The following is a 21,987-nucleotide window of genomic DNA, read 5'->3' as shown; positions in this document are numbered from 1 at the left end:
TAGGCGTTATTTGATGATTATTGATATGGTATTAAAGTTTTTTATTTGATATTTTTTATATTTATTTTTGAATAAAATTTTGCTGATATGAAATAAATCTATATATTCGTATCAAGTTAAAATTAAAACATTATGAAAAGAATTTTATTATCTGGGCTTTTACTAGGCTCTGTGTGTGCTTCAGCACAAATTTTAGTGAACGAAAGTTTTGAAGGGACTACTTTACCAGCTGGCTTTTCTAGTTTTAGAAATGAAAATCATACTTCCACTCGGAGTCCATTGTATGGAGACAAAGCTGGTACACCGTGTGATGGTACAAAAGCAGTTTACATGAATATTTATGGAGTATATTCTGGACAATGGTATTTTGTTTATTCATCTAATTTATCAAACGGAACAGATTTAAATTACTCATTCAAGTATTTAGCAAAAAAATTCAACTCTTCAAAAGTAGTAAATGGTACACTTTCTGTGGAATATTCATCAGATGGAGGAAATACATGGATGGTATCTGTGCCAGATATTTCTCTTACAGATGATATAGCATGTACAGCTGTAACAGGAACGATACCAGCAGCAAATATTCCTGTGGGAGCAGATTTTAAAATGAGAATAGTTTCTAAGGTAATTGGTTCAGGGGATTACTACATGGGAATAGATGAGTTTTCCCTACAGCAAGAGGTTGTTGTTCCTCCTAGTTGTACTACTATTACAGCTCCTACAGATGGACAAGTGGTTAATATTGCAACGCCTGTTATTTCTTATAACGCGGTGGGAGGGGCTACTGCCTACAAGATTTCTATTGGTACTACACCAGGTGGTACGGATATCATTGATAACGAGATTAGTAATTTTTTAAGCTATCAAGTGCCTAGCTCTGCGAACTTGCAACATAATACTACTTATTATGCTACTGTGGTTCCGACTAATGCCATTGGAGATGCAACAGGATGTACCAGTATAAGTTTTAATACGGGAGTTCCATTTAATGATGACTGCACTGATGCTTTAGTTGTGTCTAATTTTCCATACACTTATGTACAAACCAATGCAGTACAATCCACCAATAATGCAGGTTTTTTAAATAATATTTGTAGCGATGGAATGAATGATGGATTATGGTATAGGTTTGTAGGAGATGGCACTCAACATGAAGTGGATATTACTGATGTTCAGGATAATTTTGATGTTGAAGTGCAGGTGTACTCTGGAAGTTGTGGTGCGTTTACTTGCGTGGCAAGAGCCGATAGTAGAGGCGAGGGAGGAAATGAAAAGGTAAGTTTTGCTACTACTGCGGGTACGGAATATTTCATCAATGTAGGACATTTTAGCTCTACTCAAGATAATCCAGAAGGAGATTTTACTATTCATATCACAAGAGAACAATTGTCTACAAGTGAAGTAAACACTAAAGTGAAAGGAATCACTATAGCTCCGAATCCTTTTGTGGATGTGGTGAGATTTGATGGAGCGGATGTAAAATCAGTTGTAGCAACGGATGTTACAGGAAGAAAAGTGGCAGAGTTACCGGTAGAAGGGAATGTAGCAAATCTGGGAGGGCTTACTCCAGGAATGTATGTTCTTGTACTGAAACATAAAGATGGCTCTACATCTTCTGTAAAAGCAATTAAAAAATAATAGATTTTTAATTAGTTGTGATAAAATCGTCTCACCTGTGAGGCGATTTTTTATTATGTATCTTTTCTTTATGTTTTGTGGAAAGATTTTGGACTTCAAATTACTTTGAACCAAAACTAAGCGTTTTTTTTAAAAATCATGCTAAGCAGTACAAATACATAGTGTTTTACTATCTTATGAGTTTTTATTTTTTATGGTAAATATATTGAAAATAGATTATTTATAAACAATAATGGAAATACCTGAAAAATTAAGACAATCTCTTGATAATAATATATATAGGAAGATGGGTGAAATTGACAATAAAAAAGATGTTAAGCGATTTTTCGGACTGTGTGATTATCAAACTATAAGGCTTAAAATTTTAAGCTTACCCTTGGTGAGAGTTTCAAACTTTGGAAAACAGAGGTAGTAAATCCAAAATATAAATGATATAAAATTCCATTAGAAATGAATAAAAAATAAAAAGCTGTCCTTTTTCGGACAGCTTTTTTAGAATATGAGAGCGTTATATTATTTTTCGGTTTTCTTAAATACATTTTTCTTCTTTTTCAGCAAATCATAAGACGCTGCTGATGCTACGAAGATAGACGAATAAGTACCAAAACCTATTCCTAATAAGAGTGCAAAGATAAAACCTTTTAGCCCGTCTCCTCCGAAGAAGAAAATAGCCAATAATACCAAAATAGTAGTAAATGAGGTATTAAATGTTCTTCCTAGGGTACTAGAAATAGCTCCATTAAATAACTCTTCTAAGTTCATCGCTTTTCTCTCACGGAGGAATTCTCTAATTCTATCAAAGATAATCACGGTATCATTAATAGAATACCCTACTACAGTAAGTATGGCCGCAATGAAATCTTGATTGATTTCCATATTAAACGGCATAAAATTATGAAGCAATGAATATGCACCCAATACAATGGAAGCATCATGGAAAAGAGATAAAACCGCACCCGCTGAAAATTGCCATCTGCTAAATCTGAAAAGAATATAGATAAAAATTCCAATCAAAGCACCTAATACCGCCAATGAACCTCCTGTTTTGATGTCATCTGCCACAGTAGGTCCTACTTTTGTGGATTGAATGACACCATAGTTATTATCTTGAGAGGACTTGAAAGACTGTACGGTAGCATCTTTCGGAAGCCAAGTTTTTAACCCTTCAAATACTTTTGCTTCTACCTCTTGATCCGCCTCTATAGATTCGTCATTGATTTTATAGTCAGTAGTAATTTTCAGTTGAGATGGATTACCATAGGTTTTCACATCTACAGACTGATTAATTCCATTGGCCGTTTTAAACAGTGGCTCTAACTTCACTTTTGCCGTTTCTGCCTGTACTGGTGTCGTCAGTTTCACGATATAGTTTCTTCCCCCTTCAAAATCTACCCCAAACTTAAATCCTTTGGTAAAAATAGAAACAAGAGAAATCACTGTAAGGGCAATAGAGAAAATGTAAGCATACTTTCTCTTCCCAATAAAATCTATCTTTACATTTCTAAATAAATTTTTAGAGAAAGAAGTAGATACAGTAAGATTTTTCCCTTTTTGCAATCTAGAGAAAATCATGGTTTTAGAAAGTACTACGGCAGTAAAAAATGCCATGAGAATACCAATGATAAGCGTTACCGCAAAACCTTTGATAGGCCCCGTACCGAATACATAAAGTACCACTGCCGTAAGAATGGTAGTAAGCTGTCCATCTACAATAGCAGAGAGAGCATGCTTAAATCCATCAGAATACGCTTGCTGAATATTCTTCCCGAGTGCAAGTTCTTCTTTGGTTCTTTCATAGATAATTACATTCGCATCTATCGCCATTGCCATGGAAAGCACTATCCCTGCAATCCCTGGAAGGGTAAGCGTAGCATCTATAGAGTCCATCACCCCAAAAATGTAGAAGAGATTAATGGTCATCGCGATTACAGCATATATCCCAGCACCGCCATAGTAGGCAATCATATAAATAATGATGAGCAAGAAAGCTACAGCAAAAGACCAAAGCCCTGCATTAATAGACGCTGCTCCCAAAGAAGGCCCTACTACTTCAGACTGTACCACTTTAGCACTTGCTGGGAGTTTCCCTGCCCCCAATACATCCACTAAGTCTTGTGCTTCTTGCTGTGTAAAAGTTCCTGAAATTTGCGTTCTTCCATTAGGAATGACTTCGTTCACATTAGGAGCGGTATAAACGATGTTATCCAAAGAAACTGCAACAGGTTTGCCTACATTCTTCTCGGTCATGGTTTTCCATTCCTTTGCACCTTTAGAGTCCATCTGCATATCTACCACTACTCTACCCAGCTGGTCATAACCGATGTTTGCAGATTCCACCGCTCCATCTACAGGTGCTTTATTAGCGGCATTACTACGAATAGCATAGAGGGTAAGTGCATCAGGTGTTCGGGTTTCAGGTTTATATGCCCACATGAACTGTGTATGCTGTAAGTTAGTAGGTCTTGCTTTTTTAGCAATAGTACTATTAATAATTTTATTCACCACAGCAGTATCAGAAAGTTTCACATTTCCTACCGCTGTATTGCCCATTTCACCAGGGTTTAATAGTTTCTCTAAATTAATATTCTTAGCGATGCCAATGGAATCACTTTTAAGCTGAACAATGGTATTCAGCTGCTGAATATAAGGATATACCTCATCCAGTTGCTGCACTTCCCAGAACTGTAATTTTGCCGAAGACTGGAGCATTTTCTTCGCTCTATCCACATCTTGAAGTCCTGGCATTTCCACAGAAATTCTTCCTGTTCCTGGCACACGCTGAACATTCGGCTGGGTAACCCCCATTTTGTCAATACGAGTACGAATCACCTCATAAGCAGACCCTGTAGAAAGCTCTATTCTGTTTCTTACGATTTCTTTCACCTGCTCATCGGTAGAGTTGTATTTAATTTCTGAAAGATTGGTATTACCAAAAATTTCAGGATCAGCAAGTTTCAGATTGGCTCCTTTTTGTTTATTGATGATAGCAAACTGGTCAAAGAAATTATCAATGTAATTTCTTGTAGAGTTCTTTTGCACTTCATCTGTCTTATCGAGTGCTTCGATGAGAATAGGGTGCGTAGAATAGTTGGTAAGATTGTTTACCAAATCTCTTTGATTGATTTCCAAAAGTACATTGATCCCCCCTTTTAAATCCAATCCCAGCTTCATTTCCTTCTCCTTGGCTTTAGAATAATACAGTTTAGTAAAGCCCAGATTCAGCGTGTCTTTGGATAATTTAGCGATTTCTTTTTGGTACTTTTCTGTGTTCTCACCAGCTAAGGCTCTTGCCTCTTTCTCTATCTTGCTGGCATACCAACTTGGGAGCAATTCATTCAAGCAAATCAGCCCGAGTACAATGGCTACCAAGGTAACAAATCCTTTTCCTTGCATTGTTTACACTATTAAATTAATGGGCAAATATAGTGATTTCATGGATAATACGAACGCATTTTTTTCATTGTTTTTTGTTTGATTTCTTATCTTCGCCCAATGAAAATAAAAATTGCCTACATAGAACTAGACACCCACGCAGAAATAGCCGATGCTTTCTACTCAATAGCTCAAAAATCAGAGCTATTTTCAGTGGATTTTCTTTTCTCCCCAAAAATTCAGCAAAGAATTCCTCATATCCCCTCTACCTTAGTAGAAAACCCTAAAGCAATTTTTAGTATTTTAAAAAATAATCATTATCAACATATTATCATCGGGACAGCTCACCGATATTTTCATATTTGGAACAAAATTGTTTCACATTACTCTACTTCTATCATCGTTCATAATCAAAATTTTGCTGGACTCAATTCATTTCAGTTATTGACCAAAATTTTCAAAGAAGATTGGAAATACCGACTCAAATTATTACTAAAAGAAAACTTACTTTCCGCTCCTAAAATACATTCATTGGCAAAAAGGAAATGGGTATTAGACCGAGGTTTAGAACAGAAAGATTTTAGCTACTTGCCTATTTTCTGCACCAATGAAAAGAGCAAAATAGATAAAAATTTTAAAAATAAAAAGCACAAAAATGAAGAAAATGAAGAAAAAAACATCATTGTGATTCCAGGGGCGGTACAACAAACGAGAAGAGATTATGGAAAAATTTTAGATGCCCTCAAATATTTCACTCATCCTACAGAAGTGGTTTTACTAGGCAAAGCCGAAGGAAGTGAATTACAAGGCATCTTCAGCGCTCTTCCTTTTCTCCCAGAGCATATTGATTTAAAATATTTTACAGAGAAAATCTCCAAGGAAATTTTTGATAATTACCTCTCTAAAGCCACTGTTCTATGGTGTCCCATTCAGGAAAAAACTTCTTTTTTCAGCAATGAAGAATACTATGGCAAGACCAAAATGTCGGGCAATATTTTGGATGCCATTCGTTCTGAAAAGCCTATCATCATACCTCAGCATCACCCATGTACACATAATTTTATGTTCCATGAAAAGGAAAATATAGAAACGCAAATTTCATCCCTCCAGCAAAAACAATTTGATTTTTCGGAATTTACCATAGAAAGAAAAGTAAAAGATTGGGAACTAGCGATCATGGGTTTGGTAAACACTTCACTCAAAACGATAAACCCTATATAATAACTTGAATATAATATGAAAATTATTTTGAACTCCTATTAAACTTTGTGAGTTTTTTTCAAAGCATTTTGCTTTTTTTAATACTTCAGCAAAGCCAGAGACACTAAACTCATTTATAGATTTTTAACATAAAAATAATTATACTTCATTTTTTACTCCCTATTAGATATTTTATCAAATAAGCCGAAGTAACTTATTTATTATCAACTTTACTAAAATTCCCTATTTCCAAATCACTTATTAGGATACGCCACTTTGAAATCCATGTGGATAGGATTTTGTTTTCTCAATCTATTTCTAATCATTTCTTCGCTTGATTTGAAATTCTCCTTGGTCAGTAGTGTGCCATCTTCCAAACGAATAGGCTGATAACTATTTCTCAAACCTTTAGTGATGTTTCCAAAAGGGTCATTATAATTTTGAAGAAGCAACTTCTTAAACTTATCAATGGAAATAGCTACCGAATTTGTTTCTAATGTGGTTAAAAAATCAATCGTTTGAGTTGTAGAGAAGTTTTGAACATCAATTAATTCAAAATGGAAATGATTTTGTGTATCCTTCAGCTCTACTATAAGCCCAGGCAAACCACCAAAAAGATAAGGTCCTATGTCAAGAGGAAAATCATAATTCCACCAAGCTTCCCAATATCTTCCTCCATAATTTATCATTGCTTTTTGCAGTTTCCTATTGCCTTCTATCCGAATATCTTTTGTTATATTCCAATTTTTTGATTTTTCTATATTGATTTTAAAAACATCTACATTCAGCGTTTTATATTCTTCCGCATCATGATTGTTATCTAAATTGACTTTTACAAAATCGGTCATTTTAAAGTCTGAAAAACCAAACATTCCTGTCTTTTTAAATATAGAATCATTTACAAAATAGTTCCTATTATAATAAATTGCAGTTTTCTTATTGGTATCTACATCAAGATAGTAAATATCATCCACTCTTTCAGAATCAGCTACTGATGACACCTTGTACACTAACCTCGTAGTCTGAGCATGAATGAAAATACTGGAAAAAAAAATAAGGGCATATAAATATTTCATATTTACTCTTTTCTTTATATCACGAATATATGTTTTTTTTCAATATATTCTCAAAATAATAAAAATAAGACCATAACTATATCTCTTTAACATAAATCACTCACCTTTCTCGTAATACATTAGCTGATAGAGGGATATACTTAATTCATTTCACTTTCATATATTGAATAAGAAATTGTTTTTCGGCTTCTTCATTAGGTATTACTTGTACTCTCACTCTAGCATCGGGGAATAAAAAGGGAGTACTTGGATTTTTTGCCCGATGAATTCCCTTTTGTACCATTTCATCCAAAATGAATAATCCTATCTTGGTTCTCCTTGCATTGATTCTGGCAAAATTTTGTATAATTTTTTCATTTTGTTCGGGGGATCTATTTTCTGGATAATAAAATTTATTGATATAGCAACATTCTAAATGCTCCACTTTCTCACCCAAAACTACATGATGGGTTTTAGATCTCAAATCATGAGCATCGGTAATAAAAAAATTAGTACCATTATTCAAATCCATTAAAAAAGTAGCATATTCTGGTATAATTTTCCCTTCGTTCAATGCTTTCTGCAAGTAAGGAAAAAAATTTACCCGCTGCGGACTATAAGCGTTTCCTGCAGATTGATGCCAAATAATAAAATAAAACTTATGCAAAAACTTAGGTCTTATACCCGCTAATCCTATCTCATATTCCGTTGGAAAACCATATTTTTCAATGAGCTCCAGAAGACGCGTAGAAGCAATACTATCTCCTAAGGTCATTTCTTTTTGTACTTTTTTATAATCCCCTTTGGAAAGTAAACGATATTTTTGATCAAGTTCAAACAAACTATCCAATTTTACTATAAGCGCTGCATTGAGTTTATTTTTACATTTCTTATTTTTAGGTGCTATAATTCCTTTATTTTTTGCTAAAAAATCTTCCTCAAACGGGTATTGAAAACATCTCATAACTTCATATTGCTTATTAGCAAAATCTTTGTCCTTCAACTCAATAGCTACATGCATACTATTATAAATATCCTTTGCGGGAGGCTTAGCATTCATCTTAAAAGCTGTTTTGTACTGACTAAGTGCTTCTCTCATTTCATTTTGGATAATATGTTTCTCAGCACTATGAATGGTTTGGTAATACAAGAGAAGCTTATCGTTATCCAATGTAGGATAAGTCTGTCCCGAAAAAAAATAAGATAATAAGCCAAAAACTAAAAAAATCAATGCTTTCATTATCAGTAACAATTTTACAAAACAAAAAAGGAATCCCCTACAAGTATATAAATAATTTCCCAACTATCAAGAAAAAAAAGAAGCTTTGCGTTTCTATTATCGCATAGCTTCTTTTCTATTAAAAACCCATTTTATTTTTTCTACATTATCAAAAGAGATGAGGTTTCAGTCTTCACTCGGTTTCTAAATCCCCTATATCTTTAGCCATTTTTATTGGCCAATTGCCCACAGGCTGCATCAATATCCCCTCCTCTACTTCTTCGGACGAGTACCGTGATTCCCGCTTGCTCTAATGCCTGAATATACCTTTGTTCTGCCTCTTCTGAGCGGTGATCAAATTTTCCTTCACCTATGGGGTTGTATTGGATGAGATTTACCTTAGAAGGCACTTGTCGGCAATATTTTATAAGTGCTTTAATATGGGCTTCATCATCATTAATCCCCTTCCAAACACAATATTCAAAAGTAATTTCGGATTTGGTTTTTCTGTACCAATATTGGAGTGCTTCCATAATATCGGTCAATGGAAATTTAGTAGAAAAAGGCATGATTTCGTTCCGAGATTTTTCTACCGCAGAGTGTAAAGAAAGTGCCAGTTTCACTTTCAGCTCTTCATCTGCCAGCATCTTAATCATCTTAGGAATCCCAGAGGTAGAAACGGTAATTCTCCTTGGCGACATGCCCAGTCCCTCGGGCTGAGTAATCTTCTTAATGGTTTCCACCACATTGGGGTAGTTCATCATAGGTTCTCCCATGCCCATAAAAACGATGTTAGACAGCGGTCGGTCAAAAAATTCTTTACTTTGTCTATCAATTAGTGCCACCTGATCTACAATTTCCGCCACTTCTAAATTCCTCATTCTTTTCAGTTTTGCGGTTGCACAAAACTCACAGTTCAGTGAGCAGCCTACCTGCGAAGACACACAGGCGGTGGTTCGGGTTTCGGTAGGAATAAGTACCGACTCCACCATGAGCCCATCATGGAGCTTCACGCCATTTTTTATGGTACCATCTTTGGAGTGCTGTACCACATGAGCCGACACGGGGAGAATGGTAAAGTCAGATGCCAACTGCGTTCTCATTTTCTTAGAAAGATTGGTCATCTCCTCGAAGGTGTGTAGGTTTTTAGACCAAATCCAGTCATAGACTTGCTTGGCACGGAAAGATTTCTCGCCATGTTTTTCAAAATAGGCAATGAGCTCTTCTAAGGATAGCGTTCTGATGTCTTTCATCAATATTTTTAGAGGTTATAAATTTGTAAAAAGTACTAAGTACAAAGTATAATGACAGAAATTAGAAAGCTAAAAGGTGATAAAGCTAATTGCTATCAGCGAATCATCAGACACCAACAGCCTCCTGCTTCCTGCTTATTGAAATTTTGATATGAATAAAAGGCTTTAAACGACTTTCTCATCGCTTAAAGCCTATTTTCTTATGCTGATTTTCTCTGCTTACAAGATGAGCATGGCATCTCCATAAGAGTAAAATTTATATTTCTCCTTAATGGCTTCTTCATAAGCATGCATCACGAAATCTTTTCCTGCAAAAGCCGCAATCATCATAATAAGTGTAGATTTTGGGGTATGGAAATTGGTAATCATAGCATTGGCTACACCAAATTCATGCGGTGGATAGATAAATTTATTCGTCCAGCCAGAGTATGCAGAGATTTTTCTATTAGAAGAAACAGAAGTTTCCAAAGCCCTCATAGTAGTGGTTCCCACGGCACATATTCTCTTTCCTGCCTCCGATGCTGCATTGATTTTTTCTGCATTAACCAAATCAATAATAGCCTCCTCACTTTCCATTTTATGTTTAGAGAGGTCTTCCACCTCTATAGGATTAAAAGTACCCAACCCTACATGTAATGTAACTTCTGCGAAATCTATTCCTTTTATCTCTAATCTCTTCATCAGATGCTTAGAGAAGTGAAGCCCTGCGGTAGGTGCTGCCACCGCTCCTTCTACTTTGGCATAGATGGTCTGATATCTTTCTGCATCTTCTGGTTCCACAGCTCTTTTTATATACTTAGGCAATGGAGTTTCTCCCAGCTCTTTCAGTTTGGCACGAAACTCTTCGTAAGAACCATCAAATAAGAACCTAAGGGTACGCCCACGGCTGGTGGTGTTATCTATCACCTCTGCCACCAAAGATTCATCTTCTGTAAAGAAAAGTTTATTCCCTATACGGATTTTTCTTGCGGGGTCCACCAATACATCCCACACTCTGGTCTCTGCATCCAGTTCTCTGAGGAGGAAGACCTCTATTTTAGCTCCTGTTTTTTCTTTATTTCCATAAAGACGAGCTGGAAAAACTTTGGTATTGTTAAAAACGAATAAATCTCCATCATCAAAATAGTCTATCACATCTTTAAACAATCTATGCTCAATGGTTTCATTTTTTCTGTTAAGTACCATAAGCCTTGCTTCGTCACGATGCTCTGATGGGTGTTCTGCTAACAATTCATCAGGAAGATGAAAGTTAAAATCGGATGTTTTCATAAAATTTACGGATTTTATTTAAAAATGGGGTGCAATATCGGCAAAAAAAAACAAATTTCAAAGTTTATTTTTCAGTCCTCTGGAAATTTTGATTTCCTGTACAAAGTTTTACGATTAACAATTGGCGTATTCTTTAAATCTTTGAAATATTTCCGATTTTTTATTTCTACAATCTTTCTTTTTCTTCCTCATTACTTTGGTTTACTTTTTTTGTATCGAAAGATTTTCCAAAACTATAAGTAACGGAAAGCCTTATTTTTTGACTATCACGATAGTCAAAATTCTCTTGCTTGATGCCATTTACAGTTTGGGTAAAGGTAACCTTATTGGTTCTGAAAATATCCATACCATTGAGGGATACATTCAGTTTTTTATCAAACATAGAATAACGAATTCCTGCATCTACATAATACCATACTGTAGTGGTATAGCTTCCTGCAACAGAAGGAGCATGATAGTAAAATCCTAATTCCGCTCTTAGCGTTTTGGCATCATTAAGCACAAAACTATTATTAGAAGAAAAATAAGCGGTTATTTTGTCCAGTATTGGAAGGGAGGTGTTTTCTAGCTGTGGTGTAGTTTTCACATATTTCACATTCAGCATATTGCTGCTTTCCCACCATTTCCAAGGCTTTAATGTATAGTGATGCACTGTGCCTAATGCAAACTGTTTATAAAAATTAAAAGGAATTACCCTCTGCACGGTATCATCGGGAGATACAAAAGTTACTTGGTCAGACCCGTTTTTGATAAGTGATACATCTACCGAAGCGAAATAATTTTTATAACTCCAATTGATTTCAAAGTTATCAATGAAATAAGGCTGTAAAAATGGATTCCCTTCAGAATAATTAAACTGTGAAGAGTAGAGTCTAAAAGGATTTAGGTCACTATAGCTTGGGCGGTGGATTCTTCTGCTATAGTTCATTCCATACTGCCTATTTTCTGTAGCATCATAAGTAAGATAAAGCGTGGGGAATAGTTGGGTATAATTGTTTTTATGTGTTTTCTGTAGCGTCTCAGAATAACCTTTGGTCTGGGTAGTTTCTAATCTTAGTCCCAATTTCATCTTCCATTTCTCTGACCAATTTTTATTTCCCGAAATGTACAAGGCTTGGGTATTTTCTTTGTAATCAAAAACATTACTCCTCGTAGGGTCCATAATTGGATTTTGAGCTGATGTATCAAAATAAGCTACATTACTACCATTGTCTATGAATGAGACTTTTCCTCCTAAGGAAAACTGTGCCCATTCTAAAGGCAATTCATAATCAGCACTTGCTGAGTAGATATGTACACGCTGGCCACTGATATTATCTGCCGATTGGTAACTTCCCCCAAAAGGCATTCCATCTGGTAAATACTTTTGGGTACTGAACTTATTATTCCCACCAGACTGGTATTTAAAATAATTCGCATTGATAGAAAGCTGCTCCCCTTTATCATTGATTTTGGTAAAACTATACAAATTTACCGCATCAGATTGTATATCTCTTTCCACTCGGTTAGGGGTTATGATATAATAATCCATCTCTCCATTAGGTAGAGTAATAGTAGGACGAAATTCTCCTTTTGCCAATACCTCAGCATCAGAAGCAGCGTATTCCACGCCCATTGTAGTCTTAGGGCTTACTTGGTAATCTATCCCTACTTTTCCACTTACGCTATTCTGAAAAACACGCCTTTTATTAGTTTCTGACCAAATAAAATTAGGATAAAATAAAGTGTATTCTTGGTAAGGTGCATAGCTTCCATTCGTATAATTGAGATTAGAGGTAATCGTCCATTTATCTTTCTGAAAATTTAAAGCACCACCCCAATTTCCCAATAAATGCGTGGCTTGGGTATAACTATTTGTAATATTTCCGCCCCAGCTATTTCGTTTAGCCTTTTTCAGTTGAATATTGATAATTCCGCTATCTCCCTCCGCATCATATTTGGCAGGAGGTGCAGTAATGACTTCTATTTTCTGAATATCCTCAGATTTTATTGTTTTTAGAAAATTGGCAAGTTCATCACCAGATAATCTCAAGAGTTTATCATTGACCATGATAGATGCTCCATTTTTTCCTACCATAGAAATACTTTCATTCTGAACTATTACGCCTGGAGTTACTCTCAGGGCATCCAAGGCATCTCCTCCTTGTGTAGATACAGATTCTCCTACATTAAACACTAATCTATCTACCTTTCTTTCTACCAATTTTTTCTTCGCCACCAGCTCCACAGCTTCTATTTGTTTTTCTACCGTTTGAGGGATGCTGTCCGTTTTTTGTGCGAAAAGGATACCGGTACAAAGCACCGATAATGTTACGAATTGTTTTTTCATGGTATCTCTTTTATTACTTACTCAAATGTAAGTATTAAAATTAAACTTTTACCAAGTAATTCCAAAAAAAAATCCCCAAAACTGGGGATTTAATTATTTTATAATCGGAGCGTAAGCAAACTGGTGAAAAAATAAATCGGGGAAGATTCCTAAAATAATAATGGTAAGAATAATCACCACGCCCACGATATTATAAGTGATAGATACTGTCTCTGAAGTCTTAAAGCTAGACTCTTGGAAGAAATACATGGAAATAATAAGCCTCAAATAATAGGCAATGGATATTGCCGAGCCAATAATCGCCATGAGTACCAAGAAAATACTTCCATTGATTGCCTGAGCAAAGAGGCTAAACTTAGCAATGAACCCTGCTGTAATAGGAATTCCCGCCATAGACAACAAAGACACTGTAGATACCAATGCCAACACAGGCGAAGTTTTTGCCAGTCCCTTGAACGCATTGTATGAAGTTTCTCTCTTAATTTTCTCTACATAAATCATCGTCATAAACACCCCTATGGTGCTTAGCGAATAAGCAAATAGGTAAAATGCCAATACATTAGTAGAGTTTTCATTCACTCCAAAGAAAATTAATGCCAAATATCCTGCATGAGAAACAGAAGAGAAAGCAAGCATTCTTTTCGCATTGCTCTGTGCCAATCCCATGGTATTGGCAATTAAGAAAGTAAGGATAATGAGTACCCCCACAATGTTTTGCCAACTTCCCATGATACTACCAAAAACCTGCGTCATCATCACGAAAAAAGCATATACCGCAGAAGTTTTTACCACACTCGCCATGAATGCCGTAATAATAGTAGGTGCCCCTTGATACACATCAGGACTCCAAGTATGAAATGGTGCTAAAGATACTTTAAAAGAAAAAGCACTAAGCATCATAATCATTCCGAGAATGATCATCGGTTTACTTTGATGAAGAGTAACAAATTCTCTGATTTGTGCCAAATCAAAACTTCCTGCTGCACCATAAATCATTGCAATACCAAAAAGCAAAAACCCTGTAGCAAAAGCACCCATCAAAAAATATTTTAATGATGCTTCATTGGAACGCAAGTCATTTTTATTCGCCCCTGCCAATACATATAGGGGAATGGAAAGGATCTCAATCCCTAGAAATAGCGTAATAAGATTTTGGAACCCAAAAAGTACGAAGCCACCACAAAGTGCGAATAGCATTAGAGCATACAGTTCTGACTGATGATTACGATGATTAGAAAACGCAAAACCACCCAAAAAGAAAATCAAAAGCGTAGTCATAATGGCTATTCTAGAAAACAAAACAGCCGATGCACTTAACGCATACATAGAGTGATATTGCTCAAAGAATACAGGCTCTGGCTGAAAACTCAATGCTAATGCCAAAAGTAATCCCGCAATTCCAGTGTATCTCGCATATTTACCTTGGTTAAAAACGCCCGTAAATAATACAATTATGGCAGTGATAAAAACAGTTATTAAAACAATCATGAGGTTATCTTTATAAAAATAAGATTAAAAATTTAGTGAGCCAAAGCATTATAAATAAACGATAACGATGGGGTTACCATATCAATAATCGGCTGAGGATACACTCCAAATACCAAGACTAAAGCGGCAATGCTTCCCAAAACGATGAATTCACTGGTAGAGACATCTTTCATACCGTCTAATTGCTCTGTATTTCCTTCCGTAAACATGGTTTTTCCGTACATTCTTAGTAGGTATCCCGCCGCTAAGATGATAGAAACTCCCGCAATGATAGCTGCCAAAGTATCATATCCGAATACAGATTTTAACAAAATAAATTCACCGATGAAGCCATTGGTCAAAGGAACTCCTAAAGAACCTAATAAGACAATGAGAAAAACCACTGCAAAAATAGGAGCTACCCTTGCCAGTCCACCCATATTCCGAATATCTCTGGTACCGAATTTTCTCTCTAAAATTTCTGCACATATGAAAAGCCCTACCACATTAAAGCCATGAGCAAATGCCTGAACCATGGCTCCCTGTCCTCCCTCAATGGTAAAAGTACCATTCAGTGTTACCATAGCAGAAGCAAAAATCCCCGCCACCATGAGTCCTACATGCGAAAATGAGGAATATGCTAAAATTCTTTTGATATCATTTTGAATCAAAGCGATTAACGCTCCATGTAGCACCCCTACAATAGCTAAAATAAGTACGATAAATCCTGAAATACCTACAATAGCCATTGGTGTAATAGGTAACAACCATCTTAATACTCCAAAAACCGCCATTTTTAGCATGATTCCTGAGAGTAACATCGTTCCCTGAGCAGGAGCATAAGTATAAGTATCTGGCTGCCAAGTGTGAAAAGGAAAAACAGGTAATTTCACTGCAAAGGCAAAGAAAATAAACCAAAATACAATGATTTGTTGCGTTTCTGTAAGATTCGCATTGTACATATCTGTCAATGAAAAAGAAGCCGCATGGCTGTACACGAAGATGAACGCACCAAGCATAAATAATGAACCTACAAAAGTATAAACAAAGAACTTGGTAGTAAACTGAAATCGCTTATTCTCTTGTCCCCAAATCCCACAGATGAGCCAAATAGGAATAAGAGTAACTTCCCAGAAAATATAAAATAAAAGTCCGTCTAATGCGGTAAACACCCCAATAAGTCCGAACTGCATGAGGAGTGCCAAAGCATAAAAAGTATGCGTATAATGCTGCGTACTTTTAATAGAAGATATTAAAATAAGCGGCACCAAGATATTAGTAAGTAATACCATGAGCATACTCATTCCATCCACTCCAAAATGTATGGTAGAATTGATTCCTTGCATCCAAGGATAATTAATCTCATACTGAAGGGCACTATCCACGGTAGCTGTGCTATCAAAATTACATAGCATACACAAAGTAATGACCAACTGCACCAATGAGAATCCTATCGCTATATTTCGGCTAAAAGCACCTTTCGCAAAGAACAATACCAATGCACCGAACGGTGGCAATAATAGTAATGATAATAATTCTATAGACATTATGAAGCAAAATAAAATTTAACAATCAATATAATTCCAATCGCCAAAGAAAGAAGAAGTACATAGTTTTCTACATTTCCATTCTGTAATCTCTTCAGTAGATTACCACTCTCTTCAGCACCATCTCCTACAAATTCCACCGTGTTGTCTAGTACATTTTTATCAAATGCTTTTCCTCCACGGCCCAATCCTTCTGCCGTACGAACAAAAAGTGCATGGTACAGTTCATCGATATACAATTTTTTGGCTGATAATTTCTCCCATCCTTTCAGTTCCTCTTCCGCCTTTGGAAGTTTCCCTTTTGTTCCATAGATGTTTTTCACTACCATCCATACTACAAAAAACATTGCAATAGTAATTGCCAAAAGGATGTATTCCGTAGTAGGGCTAATGCTCATCATTGCAGCTTCTGCCTTAGCATATGCCTGTTCTGTAAGCACGGGCTTAATCCAATGAGCAAGGAAAGCGTAATGCCCATGCCCTATAAAATGGGGTAAATTAAAAAATCCTCCAAATACGGATAACACTGCTAATACCATAAGAGGTAAAGTCATATTCAATGGACTTTCATGAAGATGATGTCTCTGTTCCTCTGTTCCTCTAAACTGTCCATGGAAAGTAAGATAGTACATTCTGAACATATAAGTAGCCGTCATTGCTGCCACGATGAAAAGTATTCCCCAAATCAGAGGGCTTTTCACAAAAGTAACCACCAAAATTTCGTCCTTAGAAATCATCCCTGAGAACAATGGCATCCCCGCAATAGCAAAAGTACCAATGAGGAAAGTGATATGAGTAATTTTTATTTTATCTTTCAGCCCTCCCATAAAACGCATATCTTGCTCACCACTCATCGCGTGAATTACAGAACCAGAGCCTAGGAACAATAATGCTTTAAAGAAAGCATGGGTCATGAGGTGGAACATCGCTGTAGTATAAGCCCCCACACCTAAAGCTACGAACATAAACCCAAGCTGAGAAACCGTAGAATATGCCAATACTTTTTTAATATCATTCTGTCTCAGTGCATAGAAAGCAGCTAAAATAGCCGTAAGCAATCCAATGAAAAGAATGCCATCTAACACAGTAGGTGCTAAATCAAATAAGAAATTGGAACGAACTACAAGGTAAATACCCGCCGTTACCATGGTAGCAGCGTGAATTAATGCAGATACAGGTGTAGGCCCCGCCATAGCATCTGGAAGCCAAGTGTACAATGGAACTTGTGCTGATTTACCTACTGCTCCTATAAAAAGTGCTGCACAAATAAAGATAATGATGCTACCATCTATCTCAAATTGTCCTACATTTTGTTTTACAGAAAGATAATCCACTGCATTGGTATGATAAGCAATCATGAAAATCCCCAAAAGAAGACCTAAATCTCCTATCCTATTCATGATAAATGCTTTCCTAGCTGCCTTACCATATTCTTTATTTTTGAACCAAAAACCGATGAGTAGATAAGAGCAAAGCCCTACGCCTTCCCATCCGATAAAAAGAATCAGATAATTGCTTCCCAATACTAAAAGTAACATGGAGAAAACAAACAGATTGAGATAAGCAAAAAATCTAGCAAACCCTGGATCATGATGCATATATCCAATAGAGTACAAATGAATCAGCGTACCTATTCCCGTGATAATGAGTACCATCATCAGAGAAAGCTGGTCTATCTGAAATGCAAAGTTTACGGGAACACCATTCACTCTGAACCATTCAAATGCTTTTACCACAACAGGCGGTGCATCTTCGGAAAAATTAAAAAACAAATTAAGGCCAATAACGAAACTCGATAATACTACAATAGTACCGATGGCTCCCACAATGTTCACTGGCAATTTTTTCCCAAAAATACCATTGATACAAAATCCTAATAGAGGTAATACTACCAATAAAAATACTAAATTCTCCATATCTTACCCCTTCAATTTATTGAACAAACTAATATCTACAGACCTTGTGTTACGGTAGAGCATGGCGATGATAGCAAGTCCTACTGCCACTTCTGCTGCTGCTACTACCATGATGAAAAATACCAAAAGCTGCCCATTTCCATCTCCTTTATAAGCTGAAAACGATGCTAAAAGTAAATTTACTGAATTGAGCATCAGCTCTACACACCCTAAAATGATAATGGCATTTTTACGAATCAAAACACCGATTACTCCTAAGCAAAACAGTACAACACTCAGAATGATGAAATAACTCTGAGGAATGGCACTGATGAAAGAATTTATATCTGTCATATCTCTATAAATCTTTTTTTCCTATTAATACTGCACCTACAATTCCCGCAATGATGAGAATGGAAGCCAATTCAAAAGGCAATACATACTCATTAAACAAAAGACGACCGAGGTTTTTAGTAAGCCCTACGCTATAATCTATATTGGTGGTATCTACGGCCTCCGTATGAATCCCCTTTAGTGCTCCCAAAATACCGATGAATAGTAGTCCACCAGAGATTACTCCGGCAAATTTTAAATATACATTCTTTTTTCCTTCATCTTCCTTATTGAGATTGAGCATCATTAAGATATAAAGGAATAATACCATGATAGCACCAGCATAGACAATGATTTGTACCACACCGAGAAATTGTGCATTCAATACAATGTACAATCCCGCAATGGAAAACATGGTAATAATAAGTGAAAGAATAGAATAAAGCGGGTTTTTGGAAAAAACAAAATACGCCGCACTCGCCAATGCAAAGGCTGAAATAATAAAAAATATAATTTGTTCCATTTTATTTTACGGCTTTTTTCTGTTTGTCAGTTTGTCTAGGCTGAATATCAATTCGAGCCTCCATTTTCTCTACCAATTTATCTTTTCCATATACAAAATCCAAACGATGCGTCTCCACATCTACCAATCTATCAGTAAGATAAATTGCAGATTTAGGGCAAGCCTCTTCGCACATACCACAGAAAATACATCTGAGCATATTAATCTCATAAGTAGAAGCGTATTTTTCCTCTCTGTACAGATGTTTTTCTTCTGGTTTTCTCTCCGCAGAAGTCATGGTAATAGCTTCTGCAGGGCATGCTACGGCACATAGTCCACAGGCTGTACATCTTTCTCTTCCTTCTTCATCTCTTTTCAGTACATGTCTTCCTCTCCATATTTGAGCACGAGGTTTTTCCACCTCAGGATAGGCATACACCTTCCCTTTAGAGCCTTTAAAAATCATCTCAAGGGCATGTTTACCTGTAATTCCCATCCCTTTAATGATGGAAGGAAGGTATAGTTTTTCCATAAAGGTCATTTCCTTATTGGAAACTACTTTGGATCTGTTCGTTAGTTTCATTATTTACATTTAATTAATGTGCCGTATGCCGTAAGGATAGGCAGTACGCTTTTTTCAACTTTTAATGCTTCACTATTTACTTTTTCAAATGGCAAACAGTCATGAGCCTTATGCTACAAAAATAATAAATGCACCTGTAATTAATAAATTAATCAATGCCAAAGGAATTAAGCTCTTCCATCCCAGATGCATCAGCTGGTCATAACGGAATCTCGGAATCGTCCAACGAATCCACATAAATACGATGATTCCAAAAACAGCTTTCCCTAAAATAGAGAGAATACTCAGAATTCCTGCTACATTTTCTCCCCAATTTTGGGTTACCCATTCTATCCCTGGGTAATTAAACCCTCCAAAGAACAGGGTAGCAATGAGTGCATTAGAGATGAACATATTCACATATTCCCCAAACATATACATCCCGAAACTCATGGAAGAATACTCCGTCATATATCCATTGACCAACTCCGATTCACATTCAGGTAAATCAAAAGGGTGTCTATTAGTTTCTGCCAAAGCAGCAACCACAAAAATTATAAACGCCAAGGGCTGATAAAGAATATTCCAGTTCCAGCCATCTACTTCAAAAAGTCCCCAAAGTTTACCTCCACCTTGCTCTGCTACAATGGTATTGAGATCTAAACTTCCGCTCATCATAATGATAGAGAGCAAAGAAAGTCCCATTGCCAATTCATAAGAAATCATTTGAGAAGAAGCCCTAATCGCACCAATGAGGGAATACTTATTATTAGAAGCCCAGCCTCCAATCATCATTCCATAAACACCCACAGATACCATAGCGATGAGGAAAAGCACCCCTACATCAATATTAGCAATTTGTAAATCATAAGAAGTTCCATCTATCTGTAAAGATTTCCCCCAAGGAATCACCGCACCTGTAACTAATGAAATCCCCATGGTTATTGCAGGGCCAAGGATAAATAAGAATTTCTCCGCATTAGAAGGGATAAAACCTTCCTTGAAGAATAATTTACCTCCATCTGCCAAAGGTTGTAATAAACCGAAAGGTCCTGCCCTATTCGGTCCTACCCTATCTTGTAATGCAGCAGCCACTTTTCTTTCTCCCCAAGTGGAATAAGCAGCCACCCCTAATGATATAGCAAATAAGCTGATAACCAATATAATATCAAACACTAATGCATCCATAATATTCTCTTGTTCGTTACTGGCTTATCGCCCATTATCTTCTATTTGTTTTTGTTCCAAAACTTGAGTAGTATTTACCAAATTTTGTTCAACTTTTTCATTCTCATAGTGGTTCAAGGAAATCACCGAATGCCTATCAATATGTCTTGGGCCTTCCACATTCCAATATTTGAGGTCTTTCTTCTCAAATCTACATTCATTACAAATCCATTCTTCGGCTTCTCCATATTCATCCTGTCTCGTGGTTACACGAATAACCTCTTCCCCTTTCATCCAAAGCACCGCCTTACCAGAACATTTGTCGCATTTACAAGTGGCATTCACAGGCTTAGTAAACCATACTCTACTTGCAAAACGGGAGGTTCTATCGGTCAAAGCACCTACAGGACATACATCGATGACATTGCCATAAAACTCACTGGTCAGTGCTTTATTCAGATAAGTAGAAATTTCGGCATGATCCCCACGGAATAAAATACCATGCTCTCTGTTCCCCGTAAGTTGATTGGCTGCCAAAACACATCTGGCACAAAGGATACAGCGGTTCATGTGCAACTTAATATATGGCCCGATGTCTTCCGGCTCATAGGTTCTTCTCTCGAATTCCGTTCTGGTACTGGAAACGCCATGCTCATAGCCCAAATCTTGAAGGTGACATTCTCCCGCTTGGTCACAAACTGGGCAATCTAAAGGGTGATTTACCAATAAAAACTCGGTTACGGCCTTTCTTGCTTCCTGAGTTCTCTCTGAAGTCAGGTTTTTAATTTCCATACCATCCATCACCGTAGTTCGGCAACTCGCTACCAATTTTGGCATCGGTCTAGGATCGGCATCCGAACCTTTAGAGACTTCTACCAAGCAGGTTCTACAACGCCCACCACTGGTTTCCAAAGGTTTATAATAACACATTGCTGGTGGTACAGATTTTCCTCCGATTTGTCTTGCAGCCTCCAAAATTGTGGTTCCAGGAGCTACTTCTACGGTCTGCCCATCAACGGTTACTTTAAATTTTTTAACTTCTTCGCTCATTTTTATATTCGCTTTTAGATAGTTGAAATATATTTCAACCCTACATCATTTTGAATCTCCAATCCTATTTCATCTATTCATGCGGCTGAAATATACCTCCATCCTATCATTAAACGGTTAAGATGTATC

General features: G+C 36.5%; 16 protein-coding genes. 2 read left to right on the top strand and 14 right to left on the bottom strand.

Going from position 1 to position 21,987, the window contains the following annotated elements; translation table 11 throughout:
- Window positions 1–132: 132 nt before the first annotated feature.
- Window positions 133–1,638, top strand: coding sequence for a T9SS type A sorting domain-containing protein (locus tag HMPREF9699_RS04910; RefSeq protein WP_002662902.1), 1,506 nt, complete (start codon window positions 133–135; stop codon window positions 1,636–1,638).
- 513 nt (window positions 1,639–2,151) lie between these two features.
- Here the strand turns inward: HMPREF9699_RS04910 and secD are convergent.
- Entirely contained in the window at window positions 2,152–5,031 is a 2,880-nt protein-coding gene (secD, locus tag HMPREF9699_RS04900) for a protein translocase subunit SecD (protein WP_002662898.1), read from the bottom strand.
- A 99-nt stretch (window positions 5,032–5,130) separates the two neighbouring features.
- Here secD and HMPREF9699_RS04895 point away from each other — a divergent pair, with 99 nt between their 5' ends.
- Entirely contained in the window at window positions 5,131–6,231 is a 1,101-nt protein-coding gene (locus HMPREF9699_RS04895) for a hypothetical protein (protein ID WP_002662896.1), read from the top strand.
- A 233-nt stretch (window positions 6,232–6,464) separates the two neighbouring features.
- Here the strand turns inward: HMPREF9699_RS04895 and HMPREF9699_RS04890 are convergent, their stop codons facing one another.
- The 13 genes from HMPREF9699_RS04890 to HMPREF9699_RS04830 form a co-directional block, all read right to left on the bottom strand.
- Entirely contained in the window at window positions 6,465–7,286 is an 822-nt protein-coding gene (locus HMPREF9699_RS04890) for a GLPGLI family protein (RefSeq protein WP_002662894.1), read from the bottom strand.
- A 145-nt stretch (window positions 7,287–7,431) separates the two neighbouring features.
- On the bottom strand, window positions 7,432–8,505 hold the full coding sequence (locus tag HMPREF9699_RS04885) for a hypothetical protein (RefSeq protein WP_002662892.1): 1,074 nt from the start codon (window positions 8,503–8,505) through the stop codon (window positions 7,432–7,434).
- A 200-nt stretch (window positions 8,506–8,705) separates the two neighbouring features.
- On the bottom strand, window positions 8,706–9,737 hold the full coding sequence (rlmN, locus tag HMPREF9699_RS04880) for a 23S rRNA (adenine(2503)-C(2))-methyltransferase RlmN (RefSeq protein ID WP_002662890.1): 1,032 nt from the start codon (window positions 9,735–9,737) through the stop codon (window positions 8,706–8,708).
- A 219-nt stretch (window positions 9,738–9,956) separates the two neighbouring features.
- Complete coding sequence (queA, locus tag HMPREF9699_RS04875) at window positions 9,957–11,006, bottom strand: tRNA preQ1(34) S-adenosylmethionine ribosyltransferase-isomerase QueA (RefSeq protein WP_002662889.1); 1,050 nt, start codon at window positions 11,004–11,006, stop codon at window positions 9,957–9,959.
- A gap of 166 nt (window positions 11,007–11,172) precedes the next feature.
- Entirely contained in the window at window positions 11,173–13,335 is a 2,163-nt protein-coding gene (locus HMPREF9699_RS04870) for an outer membrane beta-barrel family protein (protein ID WP_002662887.1), read from the bottom strand.
- Between the two features lie 93 nt (window positions 13,336–13,428).
- Window positions 13,429–14,823 carry an NADH-quinone oxidoreductase subunit N gene (locus HMPREF9699_RS04865; RefSeq protein ID WP_002662886.1) on the bottom strand — a complete coding sequence of 465 codons (1,395 nt, stop codon included), beginning with the start codon at window positions 14,821–14,823 and terminating at the stop codon, window positions 13,429–13,431.
- A 32-nt stretch (window positions 14,824–14,855) separates the two neighbouring features.
- A complete protein-coding gene (locus HMPREF9699_RS04860) occupies window positions 14,856–16,349 on the bottom strand; it encodes a complex I subunit 4 family protein (RefSeq protein WP_002662885.1) in 1,494 nt (497 codons plus the stop codon).
- A complete protein-coding gene (nuoL, locus tag HMPREF9699_RS04855; RefSeq protein WP_002662884.1) occupies window positions 16,349–18,265 on the bottom strand; it encodes an NADH-quinone oxidoreductase subunit L in 1,917 nt (638 codons plus the stop codon). Before nuoL ends, HMPREF9699_RS04860 begins: the two co-directional genes overlap by 1 nt.
- Window positions 18,266–18,268: 3 nt before the next feature.
- The gene (gene nuoK, locus HMPREF9699_RS04850; protein WP_002662883.1) at window positions 18,269–18,598 is read right to left on the bottom strand and encodes an NADH-quinone oxidoreductase subunit NuoK; all 330 of its coding nucleotides are present in this window, start codon (window positions 18,596–18,598) and stop codon (window positions 18,269–18,271) included.
- A gap of 4 nt (window positions 18,599–18,602) precedes the next feature.
- The gene (locus HMPREF9699_RS04845) at window positions 18,603–19,100 is read right to left on the bottom strand and encodes an NADH-quinone oxidoreductase subunit J family protein (protein WP_002662882.1); all 498 of its coding nucleotides are present in this window, start codon (window positions 19,098–19,100) and stop codon (window positions 18,603–18,605) included.
- Between the two features lies 1 nt (window position 19,101).
- Window positions 19,102–19,662 (bottom strand): NuoI/complex I 23 kDa subunit family protein, encoded by a 561-nt coding sequence (locus HMPREF9699_RS04840; RefSeq protein ID WP_002687757.1) that lies wholly within the window; start codon window positions 19,660–19,662, stop codon window positions 19,102–19,104.
- A gap of 108 nt (window positions 19,663–19,770) precedes the next feature.
- Window positions 19,771–20,829: an NADH-quinone oxidoreductase subunit NuoH gene (gene nuoH / locus HMPREF9699_RS04835; RefSeq protein WP_002662880.1), complete on the bottom strand. Its 1,059-nt coding sequence runs from the start codon at window positions 20,827–20,829 to the stop codon at window positions 19,771–19,773.
- A gap of 24 nt (window positions 20,830–20,853) precedes the next feature.
- Complete coding sequence (locus HMPREF9699_RS04830) at window positions 20,854–21,858, bottom strand: 2Fe-2S iron-sulfur cluster-binding protein (protein WP_002662878.1); 1,005 nt, start codon at window positions 21,856–21,858, stop codon at window positions 20,854–20,856.
- Window positions 21,859–21,987 lie beyond the last annotated feature (129 nt).

Source organism: Bergeyella zoohelcum ATCC 43767 (genome assembly GCF_000301075.1).
Lineage (GTDB): Bacteria > Bacteroidota > Bacteroidia > Flavobacteriales > Weeksellaceae > Bergeyella > Bergeyella zoohelcum.
This window is presented reverse-complemented; position numbering and strand designations above follow the sequence as displayed.